Source organism: Enterobacter sp. SST3, assembly GCF_000286655.1.
Lineage (GTDB): Bacteria > Pseudomonadota > Gammaproteobacteria > Enterobacterales > Enterobacteriaceae > Enterobacter > Enterobacter roggenkampii.
This window is the reverse complement of the sequence record NZ_ALNS01000012.1, coordinates 243,215-260,624: the sequence shown is the minus strand read 5'-3', so window position 1 is coordinate 260,624 and position 17,410 is coordinate 243,215. Positions and strand designations below refer to the sequence as shown.

The 17,410-nt window shown below is 57.2% G+C and carries 13 protein-coding genes; 6 read left to right on the top strand and 7 right to left on the bottom strand.

What is annotated here, in order from left to right:
- Nucleotides 1–116 precede the first annotated feature (116 nt).
- Together mfd and B498_RS14015 are read right to left on the bottom strand one after the other, a co-directional pair.
- Nucleotides 117–3,563, bottom strand: coding sequence for a transcription-repair coupling factor (gene mfd, locus B498_RS14010; RefSeq protein ID WP_008500775.1), 3,447 nt, complete (start codon nt 3,561–3,563; stop codon nt 117–119).
- Between the two features lie 148 nt (nt 3,564–3,711).
- Nucleotides 3,712–4,785 (bottom strand): acyltransferase family protein, encoded by a 1,074-nt coding sequence (locus B498_RS14015; RefSeq protein WP_008500774.1) that lies wholly within the window; start codon nt 4,783–4,785, stop codon nt 3,712–3,714.
- Nucleotides 4,786–5,041: 256 nt separating this feature from the next.
- On the opposite strand from B498_RS14015, the gene lolC reads away from it, so the two are divergent.
- The 5 genes from lolC to cobB are packed head-to-tail and all read left to right on the top strand — an operon-like array spanning nt 5,042 to nt 9,980.
- Complete coding sequence (lolC, locus tag B498_RS14020) at nt 5,042–6,241, top strand: lipoprotein-releasing ABC transporter permease subunit LolC (RefSeq protein ID WP_025911790.1); 1,200 nt, start codon at nt 5,042–5,044, stop codon at nt 6,239–6,241.
- Nucleotides 6,234–6,935, top strand: a complete 702-nt coding sequence (gene lolD, locus B498_RS14025; protein ID WP_008500772.1) for a lipoprotein-releasing ABC transporter ATP-binding protein LolD — start codon at nt 6,234–6,236, stop codon at nt 6,933–6,935. Before lolC ends, lolD begins: the two co-directional genes overlap by 8 nt.
- Nucleotides 6,935–8,179, top strand: coding sequence for a lipoprotein-releasing ABC transporter permease subunit LolE (gene lolE / locus B498_RS14030; protein WP_008500771.1), 1,245 nt, complete (start codon nt 6,935–6,937; stop codon nt 8,177–8,179). The genes lolD and lolE overlap by 1 nt, the downstream gene beginning before the upstream one ends.
- A 53-nt stretch (nt 8,180–8,232) precedes the next feature.
- Nucleotides 8,233–9,144, top strand: a complete 912-nt coding sequence (gene nagK / locus B498_RS14035) for an N-acetylglucosamine kinase (RefSeq protein WP_008500770.1) — start codon at nt 8,233–8,235, stop codon at nt 9,142–9,144.
- 14 nt (nt 9,145–9,158) lie between these two features.
- Nucleotides 9,159–9,980, top strand: coding sequence for a Sir2 family NAD+-dependent deacetylase (cobB, locus tag B498_RS14040; protein ID WP_008500769.1), 822 nt, complete (start codon nt 9,159–9,161; stop codon nt 9,978–9,980).
- Between the two features lie 45 nt (nt 9,981–10,025).
- Here cobB and B498_RS14045 read toward each other — a convergent pair whose 3' ends face one another.
- Complete coding sequence (locus B498_RS14045) at nt 10,026–11,957, bottom strand: methyl-accepting chemotaxis protein (RefSeq protein WP_008500768.1); 1,932 nt, start codon at nt 11,955–11,957, stop codon at nt 10,026–10,028.
- A 236-nt stretch (nt 11,958–12,193) separates the two neighbouring features.
- Between B498_RS14045 and B498_RS14050 the strand changes: the two genes are divergently transcribed.
- On the top strand, nt 12,194–13,423 hold the full coding sequence (locus B498_RS14050) for an EAL and HDOD domain-containing protein (protein WP_008500767.1): 1,230 nt from the start codon (nt 12,194–12,196) through the stop codon (nt 13,421–13,423).
- A gap of 47 nt (nt 13,424–13,470) precedes the next feature.
- On the opposite strand, the gene potD is transcribed toward B498_RS14050, so the two are convergent.
- From potD to potA, 4 genes are read right to left on the bottom strand one after another with little or no spacing between them, the layout of a single operon-like run.
- Nucleotides 13,471–14,505: a spermidine/putrescine ABC transporter substrate-binding protein PotD gene (potD, locus tag B498_RS14055; RefSeq protein ID WP_008500766.1), complete on the bottom strand. Its 1,035-nt coding sequence runs from the start codon at nt 14,503–14,505 to the stop codon at nt 13,471–13,473.
- Complete coding sequence (gene potC / locus B498_RS14060; RefSeq protein WP_008500765.1) at nt 14,502–15,293, bottom strand: spermidine/putrescine ABC transporter permease PotC; 792 nt, start codon at nt 15,291–15,293, stop codon at nt 14,502–14,504. The genes potD and potC overlap by 4 nt, the downstream gene beginning before the upstream one ends.
- On the bottom strand, nt 15,290–16,147 hold the full coding sequence (gene potB / locus B498_RS14065; RefSeq protein WP_008500764.1) for a spermidine/putrescine ABC transporter permease PotB: 858 nt from the start codon (nt 16,145–16,147) through the stop codon (nt 15,290–15,292). Before potB ends, potC begins: the two co-directional genes overlap by 4 nt.
- Nucleotides 16,131–17,279, bottom strand: coding sequence for a spermidine/putrescine ABC transporter ATP-binding protein PotA (gene potA, locus B498_RS14070; protein ID WP_192812204.1), 1,149 nt, complete (start codon nt 17,277–17,279; stop codon nt 16,131–16,133). The genes potB and potA overlap by 17 nt, the downstream gene beginning before the upstream one ends.
- Nucleotides 17,280–17,410 lie beyond the last annotated feature (131 nt).

The window sequence follows — 17,410 nt, the reverse complement described above, 5'->3', positions numbered from 1 at the left end:
GTTTTATAAGGCGTTAACGATAATTATGGCGAATGGGTGTGTCGGGAAGATCGGGTGAAGTGCAAAGAGTTTGTAAATTGTCCCCCGTTAGCGCTGGGCTAACGGGGGAAGGAGGGTCAGGCGATCGCGTTCTCTTCCAGCTGGCGCATAAAGTTACGCACCCAGTCCATGCGGGTTTTGCGCTCCGTCAGCTCCTGGGTAAATTTCAGACGCGTTGGGCCATCCAGACGGAAATGCTGCGGCTGTTTTTGCAGCAGACCGATGAGCCACATCGGGTTGACGTGGTTCTTCTCGGCGAACTCAATCACGCCGCCTTTTTCGTTGCCTTCAAGCTTGCGAATGCCCAGCTTCTGCGCCTGCTGGCGCAGGCGCGCGATATCCAGCAGATTTCGCGCCGCATCGGGCAGCAGACCAAAGCGGTCGATCAGCTCAACCTTAATCTCTTCCAGCTCGCTTTCCGTCTTCGCGCTGGCGATGCGCTTGTAGAACGACAGTCGGGTATTCACGTCCGGAATGAAATCATCCGGCAGCAGGGAAGGCATACGCAACTCGACCTCGGTCTGCTGGCTGGTGAGATCTTCCAGCGACGGCTCGCGCCCGGCCTTCAGGGCATCAACCGCGTTTTCCAGCAGTTCCATATAGAGCGAGAAGCCGATGGTCTCCATCGAGCCGCTCTGGTCCTCACCCAGCAGTTCACCGGCACCGCGGATCTCGAGATCGTGCGTGGCCAGCGCGAAGCCTGCGCCGAGGTCTTCCAGCGAGGCGATGGCTTCCAGACGCTTTTGCGCGTCGGTGGTCATCGCTTTTGGATGCGGCGTCAGCAGCCAGGCGTAGGCCTGATGGTGCGAACGCCCGACGCGGCCGCGCAGCTGGTGAAGCTGCGCCAGGCCAAAGTGATCCGCACGTTCAATGATGATGGTGTTCGCCGTCGGAATGTCGATCCCGGTTTCGATGATGGTGGTACACACCAGCACGTTAAAGCGCTGATGGTGGAAGTCGTTCATCACCCGTTCCAGCTCGCGCTCGCGCATCTGCCCGTGACCGATAGCAATGCGCGCTTCCGGCACCAGCTCCGCCAGCCTGTCGGCCGCTTTCTGGATGTTTTCCACGTCGTTGTACAGGTAATAGACCTGACCCCCGCGCAGCACTTCACGCAGAATGGCCTCACGCACCACCAGATTATCGTATTCGCGGACGAAGGTTTTTACCGCCAGACGGCGCGCCGGCGGCGTGGCAATAATCGACAGATCGCGCATGCCGCTCATCGCCATGTTCAGGGTTCTCGGGATTGGCGTCGCGGTCAGGGTCAGGATATCGACGTCGGCGCGCATCGCTTTGATGCGTTCCTTATGACGCACCCCGAAGCGGTGCTCTTCGTCGACGATCAGCAGCCCCAGATCTTTCCACTTCACGTCGCTTTGCAGCAGCTTGTGGGTACCGATCAGAATGTCAATTTTGCCTTCGCTTGCCTGCTCCAGGATCTGCGTCTGCTCTTTGGTGCTGCGAAAACGTGACAGCATCTCGATGCGTACCGGCCAGTTGGCGAAGCGGTCGCGGAAGTTGTCGAAATGCTGCTGAGCGAGCAGGGTGGTTGGCACCAGCACCGCCACCTGCTTGTTGTTTTCCACCGCAAGGAAGGCGGCGCGCATCGCCACTTCGGTTTTGCCGAAGCCGACGTCGCCGCACACTAAACGGTCCATCGCCAGCGGCTGGCACATGTCGCTCAGCACGGCGTTAATAGCCTGAGCCTGATCCGGCGTGGTTTCAAACGGGAAGCTGTCGCAGAAGAGCTGATACTGTTCCTTATCATGCTTAAAGGCGAAGCCCTCTTTGGCCGCGCGCTGGGCGTAGATATCCAGCAGCTCGGCGGCCACGTCACGCACTTTTTCCGCGGCCTTCTGGCGCGCGCGCGCCCAGGCATCGCCGCCCAGCTTGTGCAGCGGCGCGTTCTCTTCGGCACCGCCCGCGTAGCGGCTGATCAGATGCAGGGACGACACCGGGACATAGAGTTTGGCGTCGTTGGCGTAGGTCAGCATCAGGTATTCACCTTTAATGCCGCCCGCTTCCAGCGTGGTCATCCCCTGATAGCGTCCAACGCCATGCTCCAGGTGAACAATCGGCTGGCCCGGATGCAGTTCGGCCAGGTTGCGGATCAGCGTGTCCGGGTTGATGGTTCGACGGCTGTCCTGACGACGGCGCGCGACGCGCTCGCCCAGCAGGTCGCTTTCGCAAATCAGCGCCAGGTTGTTGAGCGTGTCGATGAACCCGTGCTCGGCGGCGCCAATCATCAGGTAACGGCCGTTTCCGGTCGCCTCGCTCAGGCGCAGGATGCGCTTCGGCGCCACCTTAATACGTCCCAGCAGCTCACCTAACGCTTCGCGACGGCCTTCACTCTCAACGGAGAACACCACCGGGCCGGTAAAGGACTCCAGGAACTTGCGCAGATTATCCAGCGGGGATTTCTGCTGCGCCTGGACGGCCAGGTCCGGCAGCGTCCGGAAGGCGAGGTTGGTGTTGGCGGCCCTATCGGCAAGCGAATCGGTTTTCAGCTGCATGCGCGGCCAGCGCTTCAGCTCGGCGTTGAGCTCGTCGGTACGCAGCCACAGCGCCTCCGGCGGCAGCAGCGGACGCATCGGGTCAACGCCCCGGTTTTCGAAGCGAGCACGGGTTTCGCTTTCAAAGCGGCTGGCGCTGGCGTCGATATCCCCGGTGTTAACAATCAGCGTATTCGCCGGGAAGTAGCTGAACAGGGCAGGCAACGGCTCGCTGAAGAACAGCGGCTGCCAGTATTCAATCCCGGCAGGCAGCGTGCCTTTGCTGACCTGTTGATAAATATGTTCCGCGTCGCGCTTCACCTCGAACTTATCGCGCCACTGGCTGCGGAACAGTTCGATAGCGGTTTTGTCCGTCGGGAACTCATGCGCGGGCAGTAAATTGATGGACTCCACTTCCTCCAGCGTGCGCTGCGTATCGGCGTCGAAGACGCGCAGGCTGTCGATTTCATCATCGAAAAAGTCCAGACGATACGGCTGGTCGCTGCCCATCGGGTAAAGGTCGAGCAGCGCGCCGCGGGTCGCATATTCCCCGTGCTCCATCACCTGATCGACGTGGCGATACCCGGCGCCGTCAAGCTGCGCCCGCAGGGCATCACGGGACAGGCGCTGACCTTTTTTCATTACCAGCGCGTGACCGTGCAGGTAGCTGTGCGGACAGACGCGTTGCATCAGGGTGTTTACCGGCACAATCAGCACGCCGCGCTGCATGGTCGGGAGTTGATACAGCGTCGACAGGCGCGAGGAGATGATCTCCTGGTGCGGAGAGAAGCTGTCATAGGGCAGCGTTTCCCAGTCGGCCAGGCTGAACACCAGATTATCGGTGAACTGGCGAATTTCATCGTGCAGGCGCAGGGCGTTTTGCATATCCGGGGCAACCAGGATCACCGGGCCAGGATGACGCTCAGCAATTTCCGCCACCAGCGTGGCGCACGCTGCGCCCGTGAGTTCACCCAGCTGGCGCTGGTCGCCCGCTTTGACAGGCAAGGAATAACGATAGTGTTCAGGCATGGCTATGTCAGAGTCTCTTATGGATATACCAACAGTATTGGGGCATATCACTGATACGCAATGTCTTTATTATCCTCGATCGTTTTACATAAGCAAATCGTAACCGCACGGCGGGGTTATACGCCCCCGAAAGGGGGCGGAGAGGGCATTAACGGGTGGTCGGCGAGAGCGTAAGCGTCGAAGGCGGAGAAAAGAAAATGTCCCCGAACAGCGCGGTGGAGAGTTTACGCACCCCCAGCCCGGCCAGGGTACAGATAAGCAGGCTGGCAAACGGGTAGACCAGAATTAAGGTGAGTTCAGCCCAGAGCGGCCAGTACGCGGCATTCATCTCGCCAATCAGGAACAGGCTAAAGGCCTCAATGAGGATGCGGTGGGTGGTATAAATCGCAATGGTATTGGAGCCAATCACGTTCAGCAGGTTGTCAGGGTGAACGGCATAGCGCTGCTCAACGCTGTAGAACAGCTTCATGATCAGCACAATCGACAGCAAGGAGAGCAGCAGCGGAACGTTAGCAAACAACAGCACCACGGAGACGGCGGCGAAAGCGCCCGTTGCCAGCCAGGTGCGGCGCAGGTTTAGATTTTTCATCCATGCCATCAGCTCAGCGCCATACCACGCCCCGAGGCTGTAGTAGATCATGTTGCGGACCACGCTGTTCATTCCCCACCACGGCAGCGGCAGGAAGTTGATCGCGATGCTTGCCAGCGCCAGCAGTCCCAGCATCGGCAGCTTCCAGCGGCTCAGCAGTTTACACAACGTGAAGTAGACCACCAGGGCATACAGATACCACAGGCTGGTGCTGGCGGTGAGCATCCCTTGCACAAATCCCAGGAGCGAATCGGCGTAGGCCGCGTTCGACGAGGTGGTAACCTCGCGATCGGGCGCCAGCCAGGCGTTCAGGTGGGTCAGCGCCTGCCATTGCAGAATCCCCCACAGCGCCAGAACCCAGACAATGCTCCAGATTCGCTTGTCGAGGCTGGTTCGCCAGTCCACCTCGTCAATATAACGACGGATCAGATAGCCGGAGATAAAGAAAAAGACCGGCATACGGAAGGGGGCGAGATAGAGATTAAAATAGATCCAGCATTTGGCGAGAAGGCCAGAGAGCGGGTGTTGCAGCCCGATCAGGTGCGGATAAAACGTGATAACTGAATGGTAGATAACCACCAGGCAGATACACAGCCCTTTTATCTGGTTAATCCATAATGCTTTTTGCTTCATTGTTCGCAACTACCTTATTGCCATAGACGAACGAGCAATTGTTGTTAAACGAAACCGGGCTGTAATGGGTAACAGTCTGTATCAGGAGGTTTTTCGGAAAAGGTGGAGGTTACGAGGTGCGGTTTCAGATATTAGTACCCTGATTTATCTGAATTTTTCGGAAAAATGATTACCAAAGCTTACGGTTTCAGTCATTTACGCTTAACGGATTCGCTTATATACTCGTGGGTCTGCTATCAGCAAACAGACGGACTTCATGTATCAACCTGTCGCACTCTTCATAGGCTTACGCTACATGCGTGGGCGCGCCGCGGACCGCTTCGGTCGCTTTGTCTCCTGGCTTTCGACTATTGGCATTACGCTTGGCGTGATGGCACTGGTGACGGTGCTTTCCGTCATGAATGGCTTCGAGCGCGAGCTGCAAAACAACATCCTGGGGCTGATGCCGCAGGCCGTACTCTCATCCACTAACGGTTCGGTTAACCCACAGCAGCTGCCGGAAAGCGCGGCGAAGTTACAGGGCGTCACGCGCGTTGCGCCACTGACCACCGGCGACGTGGTGCTGCAAAGCGCCCGCAGCGTGGCGGTCGGCGTGATGCTGGGTATTGACCCGGCACAAAAAGATCCGCTCACGCCGTATCTCGTTAACGTGAAGCAGACCGATCTGGAAGCCGGAAAATACAATGTGATTCTGGGTGAGCAGCTTGCCGGCCAGCTTGGCGTTAACCGCGGCGACCAGCTCCGCGTGATGGTGCCTTCAGCCAGCCAGTTTACGCCGATGGGGCGCCTGCCAAGCCAGCGCCTGTTCACCGTGATTGGGACCTTTGCCGCCAACAGCGAAGTCGATGGCTACCAGATGCTGGTTAACATTCAGGACGCGTCACGCCTGATGCGCTACCCGGCCGGCAATATCACCGGCTGGCGCCTGTGGCTCGACGCGCCGCTGAAGGTCGATACCCTCAGCCAGCAAAAATTGCCGGACGGCACCAAATGGCAGGACTGGCGCGAGCGTAAAGGCGAGCTGTTCCAGGCCGTGCGGATGGAGAAAAACATGATGGGGCTGCTGCTGAGCCTGATCGTCGCCGTGGCTGCTTTTAACATCATCACCTCGCTGGGGCTGATGGTGATGGAGAAGCAGGGCGAGGTCGCTATCCTGCAAACCCAGGGGCTGACGCCGCGGCAGATCATGGCCGTGTTTATGGTGCAGGGGGCCAGCGCCGGTATCATCGGCGCGCTGCTCGGGGCGGTGCTGGGTGCGCTGCTTGCCAGCCAGCTCAACAATTTAATGCCGATCATCGGCGCGCTGCTTGACGGCGCGGCGCTGCCGGTGGCCATCGAGCCGCTGCAGGTGGTCGGTATTGCGCTGGCCGCGATGGCCATTGCGCTGCTTTCTACGCTTTATCCTTCCTGGCGCGCTGCCGCCACTCAACCCGCTGAGGCTTTACGTTATGAATAAGATCCTGTTGCAATGCGACAACCTGTCCAAACGCTATCAGGAAGGCACTGTGCAAACCGACGTGCTGCACAATGTGAGCTTTAGCGTGGGCGAAGGCGAGATGATGGCGATTGTCGGCAGCTCCGGCTCGGGCAAAAGTACGCTGCTGCACCTGCTGGGCGGGCTGGATACCCCAACCAACGGCGACGTGATTTTCTCCGGCCAGCCGATGAGCAAAATGTCCTCAGCAGCGAAGGCCGAGCTGCGTAACCGCGAGCTGGGCTTTATCTACCAGTTCCACCACCTGCTGCCGGATTTCACGGCGCTGGAAAACGTGGCGATGCCGCTGCTGATTGGCAAAAAGAAACCGGCTGAGATTAACGCCCGCGCCAGCGACATGCTGAAAGCGGTAGGGCTGGGCCATCGCGGAAACCACCGTCCGTCGGAGCTGTCCGGCGGCGAGCGTCAGCGCGTGGCGATTGCCCGTGCGCTGGTCAACAATCCGCGTCTGGTGCTGGCGGATGAGCCTACCGGTAACCTGGACGCGCGCAACGCGGACAGTATTTTCCAGCTTCTGGGCGAGCTGAACGCCTCGCAGGGCACCGCGTTTCTGGTGGTGACCCACGATCTGCAGCTGGCAAAACGCATGGGGCGCCAGCTTGAGATGCGCGACGGTCATCTGAACGCGGAACTGACCCTGATGGGAGCAGAGTAATGGCGTCACCGTTATCGTTACTCATCGGTTTACGTTTTAGCCGCGGCCGCCGTCGCGGCGGCATGGTGTCGCTGATATCCGTTATCTCGACCATCGGTATTGCGCTGGGTGTGGCGGTGCTGATTGTGGGCTTAAGCGCCATGAACGGCTTCGAGCGCGAGCTGAATAACCGTATTCTGGCGGTCGTGCCGCACGGGGAGATCGAACCGGTTAACCAGCCGTGGACGAACTGGAGCGACGCCCTGAACAAAGTGGAAAAAGTGCCCGGCATCGCCGCGGCTGCGCCCTACATTAACTTTACCGGGCTGGTGGAGAGCGGGGTAAACCTGCGCGCCATCCAGGTGAAAGGGGTGAATCCGACGCAGGAAGCGCGCCTCAGCGCGCTGCCGAACTACGTGCAGAACGGCGCGTGGGCCAACTTCAAGGCGGGCGAGCAGCAGATCATCATGGGTAAAGGCGTTGCTGATGCCCTGAAGGTGAAGCAGGGCGACTGGGTGTCAATCATGATCCCGAATGCCAGCGCCGATCACAAACTGCAGCAGCCAAAGCGCGTGCGCCTGCACGTTACCGGTATTCTTCAGCTGAGCGGTCAGCTTGACCACAGCTTTGCGATGGTGCCGATGGAGGATGCACGCCAGTATCTCGACATGGGCGACAGCGTGACGGGCATTGCCATTAAGGTGAACGACGTCTTTAACGCTAACAAACTGGTGCGCGACGCGGGCAGCGTGACCAATAACTATGTCTACATCAAAAGCTGGATCGGCACTTACGGCTATATGTACCGTGATATCCAGATGATCCGCGCCATTATGTATCTGGCGATGGTGCTGGTGATCGGTGTCGCGTGCTTTAATATCGTCTCGACGCTGGTGATGGCGGTCAAAGACAAGAGCGGCGACATCGCCGTGCTGCGTACCCTTGGGGCAAAAGACGGTCTTATTCGCGCCATCTTCGTCTGGTACGGTTTGCTGGCGGGGCTGTTCGGCAGCCTGTGCGGCGTGGTGATTGGCGTGGTGGTTTCCCTGCAGCTAACGCCGATTATCAACGGGATTGAAAAGCTTATTGGTCACCAGTTCCTGTCGGGTGATATCTATTTTATTGACTTCCTGCCGTCTGAACTGCACTGGCTGGATGTTTTTTATGTGCTGCTTACAGCACTTTTACTGAGTCTGCTGGCAAGCTGGTATCCGGCGCGTCGCGCAAGCCGAATTGATCCGGCGAGGGTATTAAGTGGCCAGTAATTACGTCACGATCTAGCGGCTTTCGGGTCGCCAGATCGAAAGAGGAATGCGTTATGTATTATGGATTTGATATTGGCGGCACCAAGATTGCGCTCGGCGTGTTTGATAAAGACCTCAAACTGCAGTGGGAAACCCGCGTTCCCACGCCGCGCGGCAGCTACGACGAATTTTTAACCGCCATTGCCGCGCTGGTGGCGCAGGCTGATGAACGCTTTGGCGTGAAAGGCAGCGTCGGCATTGGTATTCCGGGCATGCCGGAAACCGACGACGGTACGCTTTACGCGGCCAACGTGCCTGCCGCCAGCGGTAAACCGCTGCGCGCCGATCTCTCCGCGCTCCTTGAACGCGACGTGCGTTTAGATAACGACGCCAACTGCTTTGCGCTCTCCGAAGCCTGGGATGATGAGTTCCGTCAATATCCGCTGGTGATGGGGCTGATCCTCGGTACCGGCGTCGGCGGAGGAATCGTCATCAACGGTAAGCCCATCACCGGCCGCAGCTACATCACCGGCGAGTTTGGTCATATCCGCCTGCCGGTGGATGCGCTGGAGGTCGTCGGCCGTGATTTCCCGCTGACCCGCTGCGGCTGCGGGCAGCACGGCTGTATTGAGAACTACCTGTCAGGCCGCGGGTTTGCATGGCTTTACGAACACTTCTATCATCAGAAACTTGAGGCCCCTCAAATCATTACCCTGTGGGAGCAAGGGGATGCGCAGGCGCGTGAGCACGTCGAGCGCTATCTGGATCTGCTGGCGGTGTGTCTGGGCAATATTCTCACCATCGTCGACCCGGATCTGCTGGTGATTGGGGGAGGGCTCTCAAACTTTACCGCGATTACGGAACGGTTGTCCGGGCGTTTGCCCCGACATTTATTGCCGGTTGCCCGCGTGCCGCGTATTGAACGCGCGCGAAACGGGGACGCAGGAGGCATGCGCGGAGCCGCATTCCTTCATCTCACCGATTAGTTTACGAGGTTTCTATGCTGTCGCGTCGCCAGGGTCGACTCAGCCGTTTTCGCAAAAATAAACGCCGCTTGCGTGAGCGCTTGCGCCAGCGGATCTTTTTCAGAGACAGAATGATGCCAGAAGCGATGGATAAACCCAGAGTGGTGGTGCTGACCGGGGCGGGGATCTCCGCCGAGTCAGGGATTCGAACCTTCCGCGCGGCGGACGGGCTGTGGGAAGAGCACCGCGTAGAGGATGTCGCCACGCCGGAAGGCTTTGCCCGCGACCCGGATCTCGTGCAGGCGTTTTACAACGCCCGCCGTCGTCAGCTTCAGCAGCCTGACGTCGCGCCGAATGCCGCGCATCTGGCGCTGGCGAAGCTGGAAGAGGCGCTGGGCGATCGTTTTCTGCTGGTGACGCAGAATATCGACAACCTTCACGAGCGGGCCGGCAACAGGAACATCATCCATATGCACGGTGAGCTGCTCAAGGTTCGCTGCGCCTGGAGCGGTCAGGTGCTGGACTGGAAAGAGGACGTGCTGCCGGAGGATAAGTGCCACTGCTGCCAGTTCCCGTCTCGCCTGCGTCCGCACGTGGTCTGGTTCGGCGAAATGCCGCTGGGAATGGATGAGATCTACAGCGCGCTGGCGATGGCCGACGTGTTTATCGCCATCGGCACATCCGGCCACGTTTACCCGGCGGCGGGGTTTGTCCACGAAGCGCGACTGCACGGCGCGCATACCGTTGAACTCAATCTTGAGCCAAGCCAGGTGGGCAGCGAGTTTGAAGAGAAACACTACGGTCTGGCAAGCACGGTTGTTCCGGAGTTTGTCGACAAGCTGCTGAAAGGTCTGTAACGCTCATGGCGTGAAAAGGCACCCGCTGGACGGGTGCCTTTTTATTTAAGAATGAAAGAAGGCCAGCGTCTTCTCCAGCGATTTAGCCTGCTCGTCCAGCGAGAGCGCCGCCGCAGAGATCTGCTGAACCAGAGAGGCATTCTGCTGGGTGGTGCTGTCCATCTGGTTGACGGCGGTACTGACCTGGCTAATCCCCCGATTCTGCTCGTCCAGCGCCTGAACAATGTCGTTGATGACCAGATGCACGTGCGACACCGCCTCAATCACCTGTTTCATCATTACGCCGGTCTCATTGACCAGCTCGACGCCTTTGCTGACGCGGCCTGAGGACTCGGCAATCAGCTGAGAGATTTCTTTGGCCGCGTTAGCGCTTCGCTGCGCAAGGTTGCGTACTTCACCTGCGACTACCGCGAAACCGCGTCCCTGTTCACCCGCGCGCGCCGCTTCAACGGCAGCATTCAGCGCCAGGATATTGGTCTGGAAGGCGATGCCATCGACGATACTGTTAATCTCACCGATCTTGCGCGCGCTCTCATCAATCTCGCCGATCACCACGACCACATCGTTCACCAGCGTTTCGCCATGCCCGGCAAGGCTCGCGGCGCGATCGGTCAGGGTGGTCGCCTTGTGGGCGTTGTCGGCATTGTTCTTCACCGTAACCGAAATCTCTTCCATGCTGGCAGCGGTTTCAACAATCGCCGCCGCCTGTTCCTCGGTACGCGAGGCGAGGTCAAGGTTGCCCGCCGAAATTTCGCTGGTCCCGCCGTGCACGGAGTGGCTGGCTTCGCTGATGTTGTCGACGATGCGCTTGAGCTGCGTCTGCATGGTGTGCAGGGCATAAAAAATGCTGTGGGTATCCCCGGATCGCACCGGGATGGTGTTGTTCAGATCCCCGCGGGCGACGGCCAGGGCGATCCCGGCGGCCTCGGAAGGTTCTCCCCCCACCGGACGATCAACCTTGCGGGTAAAGATCTGGGCCATCACCAGGCTAACCGCAACGATGCTTAACACCATCAGGACGATGGCCTTCAGTAAAAATGCGCGCGCTTCGGCCATCACTTCGCTGACCGGGGTGATGATGGCGAGTTTCCACGGCGTCTGGCTATTACCGACGGCGATCGCCTGCCAGGTGATAAACACCTCTTCTTTCAGCAGCGGATCGTTTACCCGAGTGACGCCATGTCCTGCAATGTGACCCGCGTAAGGCTTGCCTGCCGCACCTTTGTCCGGGCTGGACACCACGTTATTGCCCGCAGACAGGAGCAGGGCGTAGCCTGTGCCGTTCCACGGTTTAATGGCGCCAATCATGGACTGCAGCGTGGCGAGCGAGAAGTCAGAGGTGACTGAGCCCAGAAACTGACCGTCACGCATGATGGGGGCGGCAATTGAGGTGAGCATCACGTCCACGCCGTTGTAGGGGTAAATATAGGGTTCGATGATCACATCTTTATGCCGCTGTTTCGGCAACAGATAGTAATCACCGCTGCCGGGCGTTTCGATGTCCGTCAGCAGGTGCAATGTCGGTTTGCCAGTGGCATCGCGGTCGACGTAGCGGGCGTAGCGCCCGGCAGGATCTTCGCCGCTCTGACCGGCAAAGACGGCATCTTTATCGTCAAACGCGTTGGGCTCAAAGGCCATCGACATGGAGAGAAACGACGGGTGAGCCGAGAGGAAGTGGACGAGCAGCTGGTTCAGGCTCTGGCGGTCGGAAATGCCCGCTTCGCGTAGCGCGAGAGCGCTGTTGCCCATATCCCGGGCGGCAGTCAGGGCAGAATCCAGCTGTTTGCTGACCTGTAAAGCGTGTACCTCGGCTATCTGGCGAATATGGTTTTTGGCCAGCACCTCTTGCTGCGCCATCCATTGCCACATCATAAACCCGATCGTTGCCGTAAAGCCCACCGTCACGGTGAGGAAAATGGACAATAGCATCAACGTCTTGACTCTTATTTTTTGTCTTCGGACCATGGCGTCTTTCATTCTCATCTCCCGTAATGTCGTGCATGTCGGGCAGGCACAAAGTACTTATCGGATATTTCATCTCCTTTCTGTAGAGCGAAGGATATATTTAATTTAAATCCAGACGGTTAATTCCCGTTAATTAGTGTGGATGCTTTTATTTTGTGCATTCAATCAAAATAGTGCTCGATAAAACTCGTTATCGTCGTGTAGAAAGAGGATGCTAATAAATATAAAGTGGTAGAGGAGGATGGGATATGTACGGATTTATCGCGCGACAACCCATTTTTAACCCTGAAATGAATACCGTAGCCTATGAGCTGCTTTTCAGAGACGGGATGACAAATCGTTTTCCGGATGTGTCGGCAGAATATGCCACGTCCAGGATGATATCAGATCAGTTCTTATGTGTGCCGTCCCAGCGCATTGCCGGGGCACATACGTCGTTTATTAATTTCCCTTCAAGGATGGTTATTGACCGCAGTGGAGAAGCGCTTGATAAAGAGAGCGTGGTGATTGAAATCCTTGAAGATGCTGTGCCGGGGGCCGAACTGCTGCAGGCCGTCAGGGAGATGAATGCGCACGGCTATCAGTTTGCGCTTGATGATTTCACCCTTGCGCCAGAATGGGATGTTTTTTTACCCTATATTTCAATCCTGAAATTCGACGTCAGAAATTATACCTTAGCGCAAATTAAAGCGTATCTGAAAGTACGTAAACATCTGACCGGTCATATTAAATATCTTGCTGAAAAAATTGAGACTAAAGAGGAATTCAACCAATACAGAAACGAGGGATTTTCCCTTTTTCAGGGCTATTTTTTCTGCCGTCCGGAGGTCATTAAATATAAACGGCTGTCGCAAAATCAGCTGGCGATTTTTCGGCTGCAAATGGAGGTTGGACGCAATAAACCTGATTTTCGAATCATCGAGTCGTTGATAAAAACCGATCTCACGCTCTCTTATAAAATCATGCGCTATATGAAGCATACGGCGTTTAAGCATGTCGGCGCCTGTAATTTCAGTAAGTTAACCCTGAGCGAGGTGCTCAGGTATCTTGGCGAAAACCAGCTCCGACGGTTTGTTGCCGTCGTGGTCCTCGCCAGTGCGGGCAATGACACCGTCAGCGAACTTTACCCGCTGAGCATGATGCGCGGCAAATTCTGCGAACTGCTGGCTGAGACGATGAACGAACCTACTCTGGCTGAAAATGCGTTCATGTGCGGCCTGTTTTCTCTGCTCGATACCCTCCTGGAGCTTCCGATGGCAGAGCTGATGAAGCAAATTGCGGTGCCGCAGAGCGTGAGCAACGCGCTGTGCCACCAGGAGGGACGGTTAGCCGACATGATTAACCTCTGCCGTTACTATGAACAGCAGCGGTGGGACGAGGCGACCCGGGTTCGTCAGGCGCTGGGCCTGTCAGATGAAGAGGTGGTTGAGGCGATGCGAAAGGCGACGCTCTGGGCTGGAGAGAATACGGTCAGTTAATCCTTCCTCACGCCGCGCAGGCGGCGTGAGGAAGAGCGCGATACCGGTTAGCGGCCCGCTTTTAACTTCTGGTAATACTCTTCATAGAGGCGGCTGGCGTCGCCGACATCGTTCTGCCACTCACCTTTGCTGATGGTTTCCGCATCCGGGTAGAGCGACTTATCGTTAGCCACTTCAGGCTTCAGCAGCTTGCGTGCGGCCAGGTTTGGCGTCGGGTAGCCAATCGTCTCGGCAACCTGTTTCGCCACGTCCGGGCGCAGCAGGAAGTTAATCAGCTTCAGCGCCCCATCCACATTTTTCGCGTTAGCCGGAATGGAGAGGCTGTCCATCCAGAAGATCCCGCCTTCTTTTGGCCAGACTACCTCAAGCGGCGTACCGGCCTGGCGGGCCACATACGCGGAGCCGTTCCACACCATCCCCAGGTTTACTTCGCCTTCCATATACGGGTTTGCCGGGTTATCAGAGTTGAATGCCGCCACGTTAGGCATCAGCTTTTTCAGCTCGGCATATGCCGCTTCAATCTCTTTAGGATCCGTCGTGTTGCCAGAGTAGCCAAGCTTGCGCAGCGCCACCTGGAAGACTTCGCGCGCGTCGTCGGTCAACAGCAGGCTGCCTTTGTACTGCGGTTTCCACAGATCGGCCCAGCTTGTCACCGATTTCGGATCGACGGCCTCGCTGTTAACGCCAATCGCGGTTGCCCCCCAGATATACGGAATGGAGTAGTCGTTGTTTGGGTCAAACGGCTTGTTGAGCATCTCCGGATCGAGGTTTGAAAAATGAGTTAGCTTCGTTTTGTCGATCTTCTGGATCATGCCCTCTTTGCGCATTTTGTCGACAAAGTAGGTGGAAGGAACCACCAGATCGTACGCGCCATCTTTGTAGGTTTTGAGCTTGGCGTACATGGTTTCATTCGACTCGTAGGTCGAGTAGATCACCTTGATGCCCGTCTCCTTGGTGAACTGCTCCAGCAGGCCCGGCGGCACGTACTCGGTCCAGTTGTAGAAGTAGAGCGTTTTGCTGTCATCAGCGTGTGCGGCACCCATACCAAGCACCAGCGCCGCAGCGGCGAGCATTTTTTTCATTTCATTGTCCCCTGAGATTTTGTTTTATCACGAGCAATAACCTGGCTGGCGATCACCAGAACCAGCGAAAACACCAGCAGAATGGTCGCCAGCGCGTTCACCTCAGGTGAAACGCCGACTTTCACCATCGAATAAATTTTCAACGGCAGAATTTCATAGCTCGGCCCGGTCACGAAGGAGGAGACCACCACGTCATCCATCGAGAGGGTAAAGCTCAGCAGCCATCCGGCCGCCACGGCGGGCATCGCCAGCGGCAGGATGATTTTGCGCAGGATGGTCATTTCGCTGGCGCCCAGATCTTTCGCCGCCTCCAGCATGCGCACGTCGAACCCTTTCAGGCGCGCAAAGACGGTCACCACCACAAACGGCAGGCAGAAGGTGATATGGGAAAACAGCAGCGACCAGAAGCCAAGCTGTACGCCCAGCAGCATAAACAGCACCAGCAGCGAAATCGCCATCACGATGTCCGGCGACATCATCACCACAAACAGCATGCCGCTGACGAACGGCTTACCGCGAAAGCGATAGCGGTAGAGCGCCACGGCGGTCAGGGATCCAATCAGCGTGGCGAAGGTGGCGGAGAAGATCGCCATCGTCAGCGAGTGCTGCGCGGCCTGCAGCAGGCTGTCATTGTTCATCAGCAGGCTGTACCAGTCGGTGGTAAAGCCCTGCCAGTTAATCCCAAAGCGCGAGCTGTTAAACGAGTTCACGATCAAAATAATGATCGGGATATACAGGTAAGCGTAAATGGCGGTCATGAAACCGCCGCGAAGCAGTCGACCGATCATTCGAGTTCCACCTTCTTGTTCAGCAGCCGTGAGGCGCGCCAGTAAACCAGCAGCATCAGACCCATCACCACCGTCAATGTAATGCTGGTGGCGGAGCCGAACGGCCAGTCGCGAATGTTGAGGAACTGACTCTTGATCACATTCCCAATCAGCAGGTTTTTCGCGCCACCCATCAGGTCCGAAACGTAGAACAGACCCATGGCCGGAAGCATGACCAGCAGACAGCCCGCGATAATGCCGGGCATGGTCAGCGGAATGATAATGCGGATAAAGGTCTGGAACCTGTTGGCACCCAGATCTTTTGCCGCTTCCAGCAGCGGTTTATCCAGCTTCTCAATGCTGGAGTAGAGCGGCATCACCATAAACGGCAGCAGGATATAGACCAGACCCACAATCACCGCGCTCGGGGTAAACATGATGCGGATCGGCGTATCAATCACCCCCAGCCACAGCAGAAATTCATTGAGGTAGCCTTTGGTGCTGAGGAAGATTTTCAGCCCGTAGATGCGAATCAGCGAGTTGGTCCAGAACGGCACAATCAGCAGAAACAACAGCAGCGGACGCACCTTTTGCGGCAGACCCGCGAGGAACCATGCGAACGGATAACCCAGCACCAGGCAGGCAATGGTGGCAATCAGCGCCATATTGAGCGAATGCAGCAGCACGTCAAAATAGAGCGGATCGAGCAGGCGCGCGTAGTTGTCCAGCGTAAAAACCAGCGAAACGAAGTTTGCGTCGTCACGGGTCAGGAAGCTGGTGGCGATGATCATCAGGTTGGGTAAAAAGACAAACAACACAAGCCAACCGACGATCGTGGCAATCACCACATTCTGGAACTTACTTGTGTTCTTCATCAGCCAGTACAACCTCCCAGCTTTCTACCCAGTTGATAACCATTTTCTGGTCGAGAGAGTGGTCGAAGTCCGGGTCGTCCTCGTTAAAGAACTCGCTGACCATCACCATTTTGCCGTTCTCCAGCTCGACGACAGACTCCAGCGTCATCCCTTTGTAGTTGCGCTCGCGGATATAGCCGATTAACCCTTCGGCCTCGGTATTGCCGTGAATTTCATCGACGCGCAGATCTTCCGGGCGCAGCAGAACGTTGAGCTTTTGTCCCTTTTCGACGGGGAAATTCACCGTGATGGCGCACTCGCGTCCTTCGACGCACGCGCGAACGCGCTGGTCGTCCAGACGCTCAATCACCGTGGCGTTGAAGATATTGATCTCACCAATGAAGTTGGCGACAAACAGATTTTTCGGCTCTTCGTAGATTTCACGCGGCGTGCCGTCCTGCTCGATTTTGCCGTCGCGCATCACCACGATGCGGTCGGACATGGTCAGGGCTTCTTCCTGGTCGTGGGTGACGAAGACAAAGGTAATGCCGAGCTTGCGCTGCAGGGCTTTAAGCTCGTTCTGCATCTGCTTGCGCAGCTTGTAATCCAGCGCGGAGAGGGATTCATCCAGCAGGAGCAGACGCGGCTTGTTGACCACGGCGCGGGCGATGGCCACGCGCTGCTGCTGGCCGCCGGAAAGCTGATGCGGTTTTCGCTGGGCAAACGTCTCGAGCTGTACCATGCGCAGGGCTTCGGTGACGCGCGGTTCGATCTCACTCGCGGGGGTTTTTTGCATCCGCAGGCCAAACGCCACGTTTTCAAACACGGTCATGTGCGGGAAGAGGGCATAGCTCTGAAAGACAGTGTTGACGTGGCGGTCTTCAGCGGGAACCTGGGTGATGTCCTGGTTTTCAAGATGGATATGGCCGTTATCGACGCTTTCCAGCCCGGCGATAAGGCGCAGTACGGTGGTTTTGCCGCAGCCGGAGGGGCCAAGCAGCGTCAGAAACTCACCGTCATTGATGGTGAGAGTGAGGTCGGAAATGACGTCTTTGCCATCAAAACTTTTACGAATTCGTTCCAGTTGCACCAGCGGTGAACGTGAACGGGATTGTGTATTCAATTTTTGCGCTGTCCCATATAGACGCCTCAGGCAGCAGACTGAAGCGGGGTTTGTGTGTAACCACCTTGGTGACTCGTAATGAGGGCGGACATTCTACGGCAATCCCCCGCAATCGCCAATCCTTGTCACTGATTCATAAGCTACATTTACTAACGCATAAC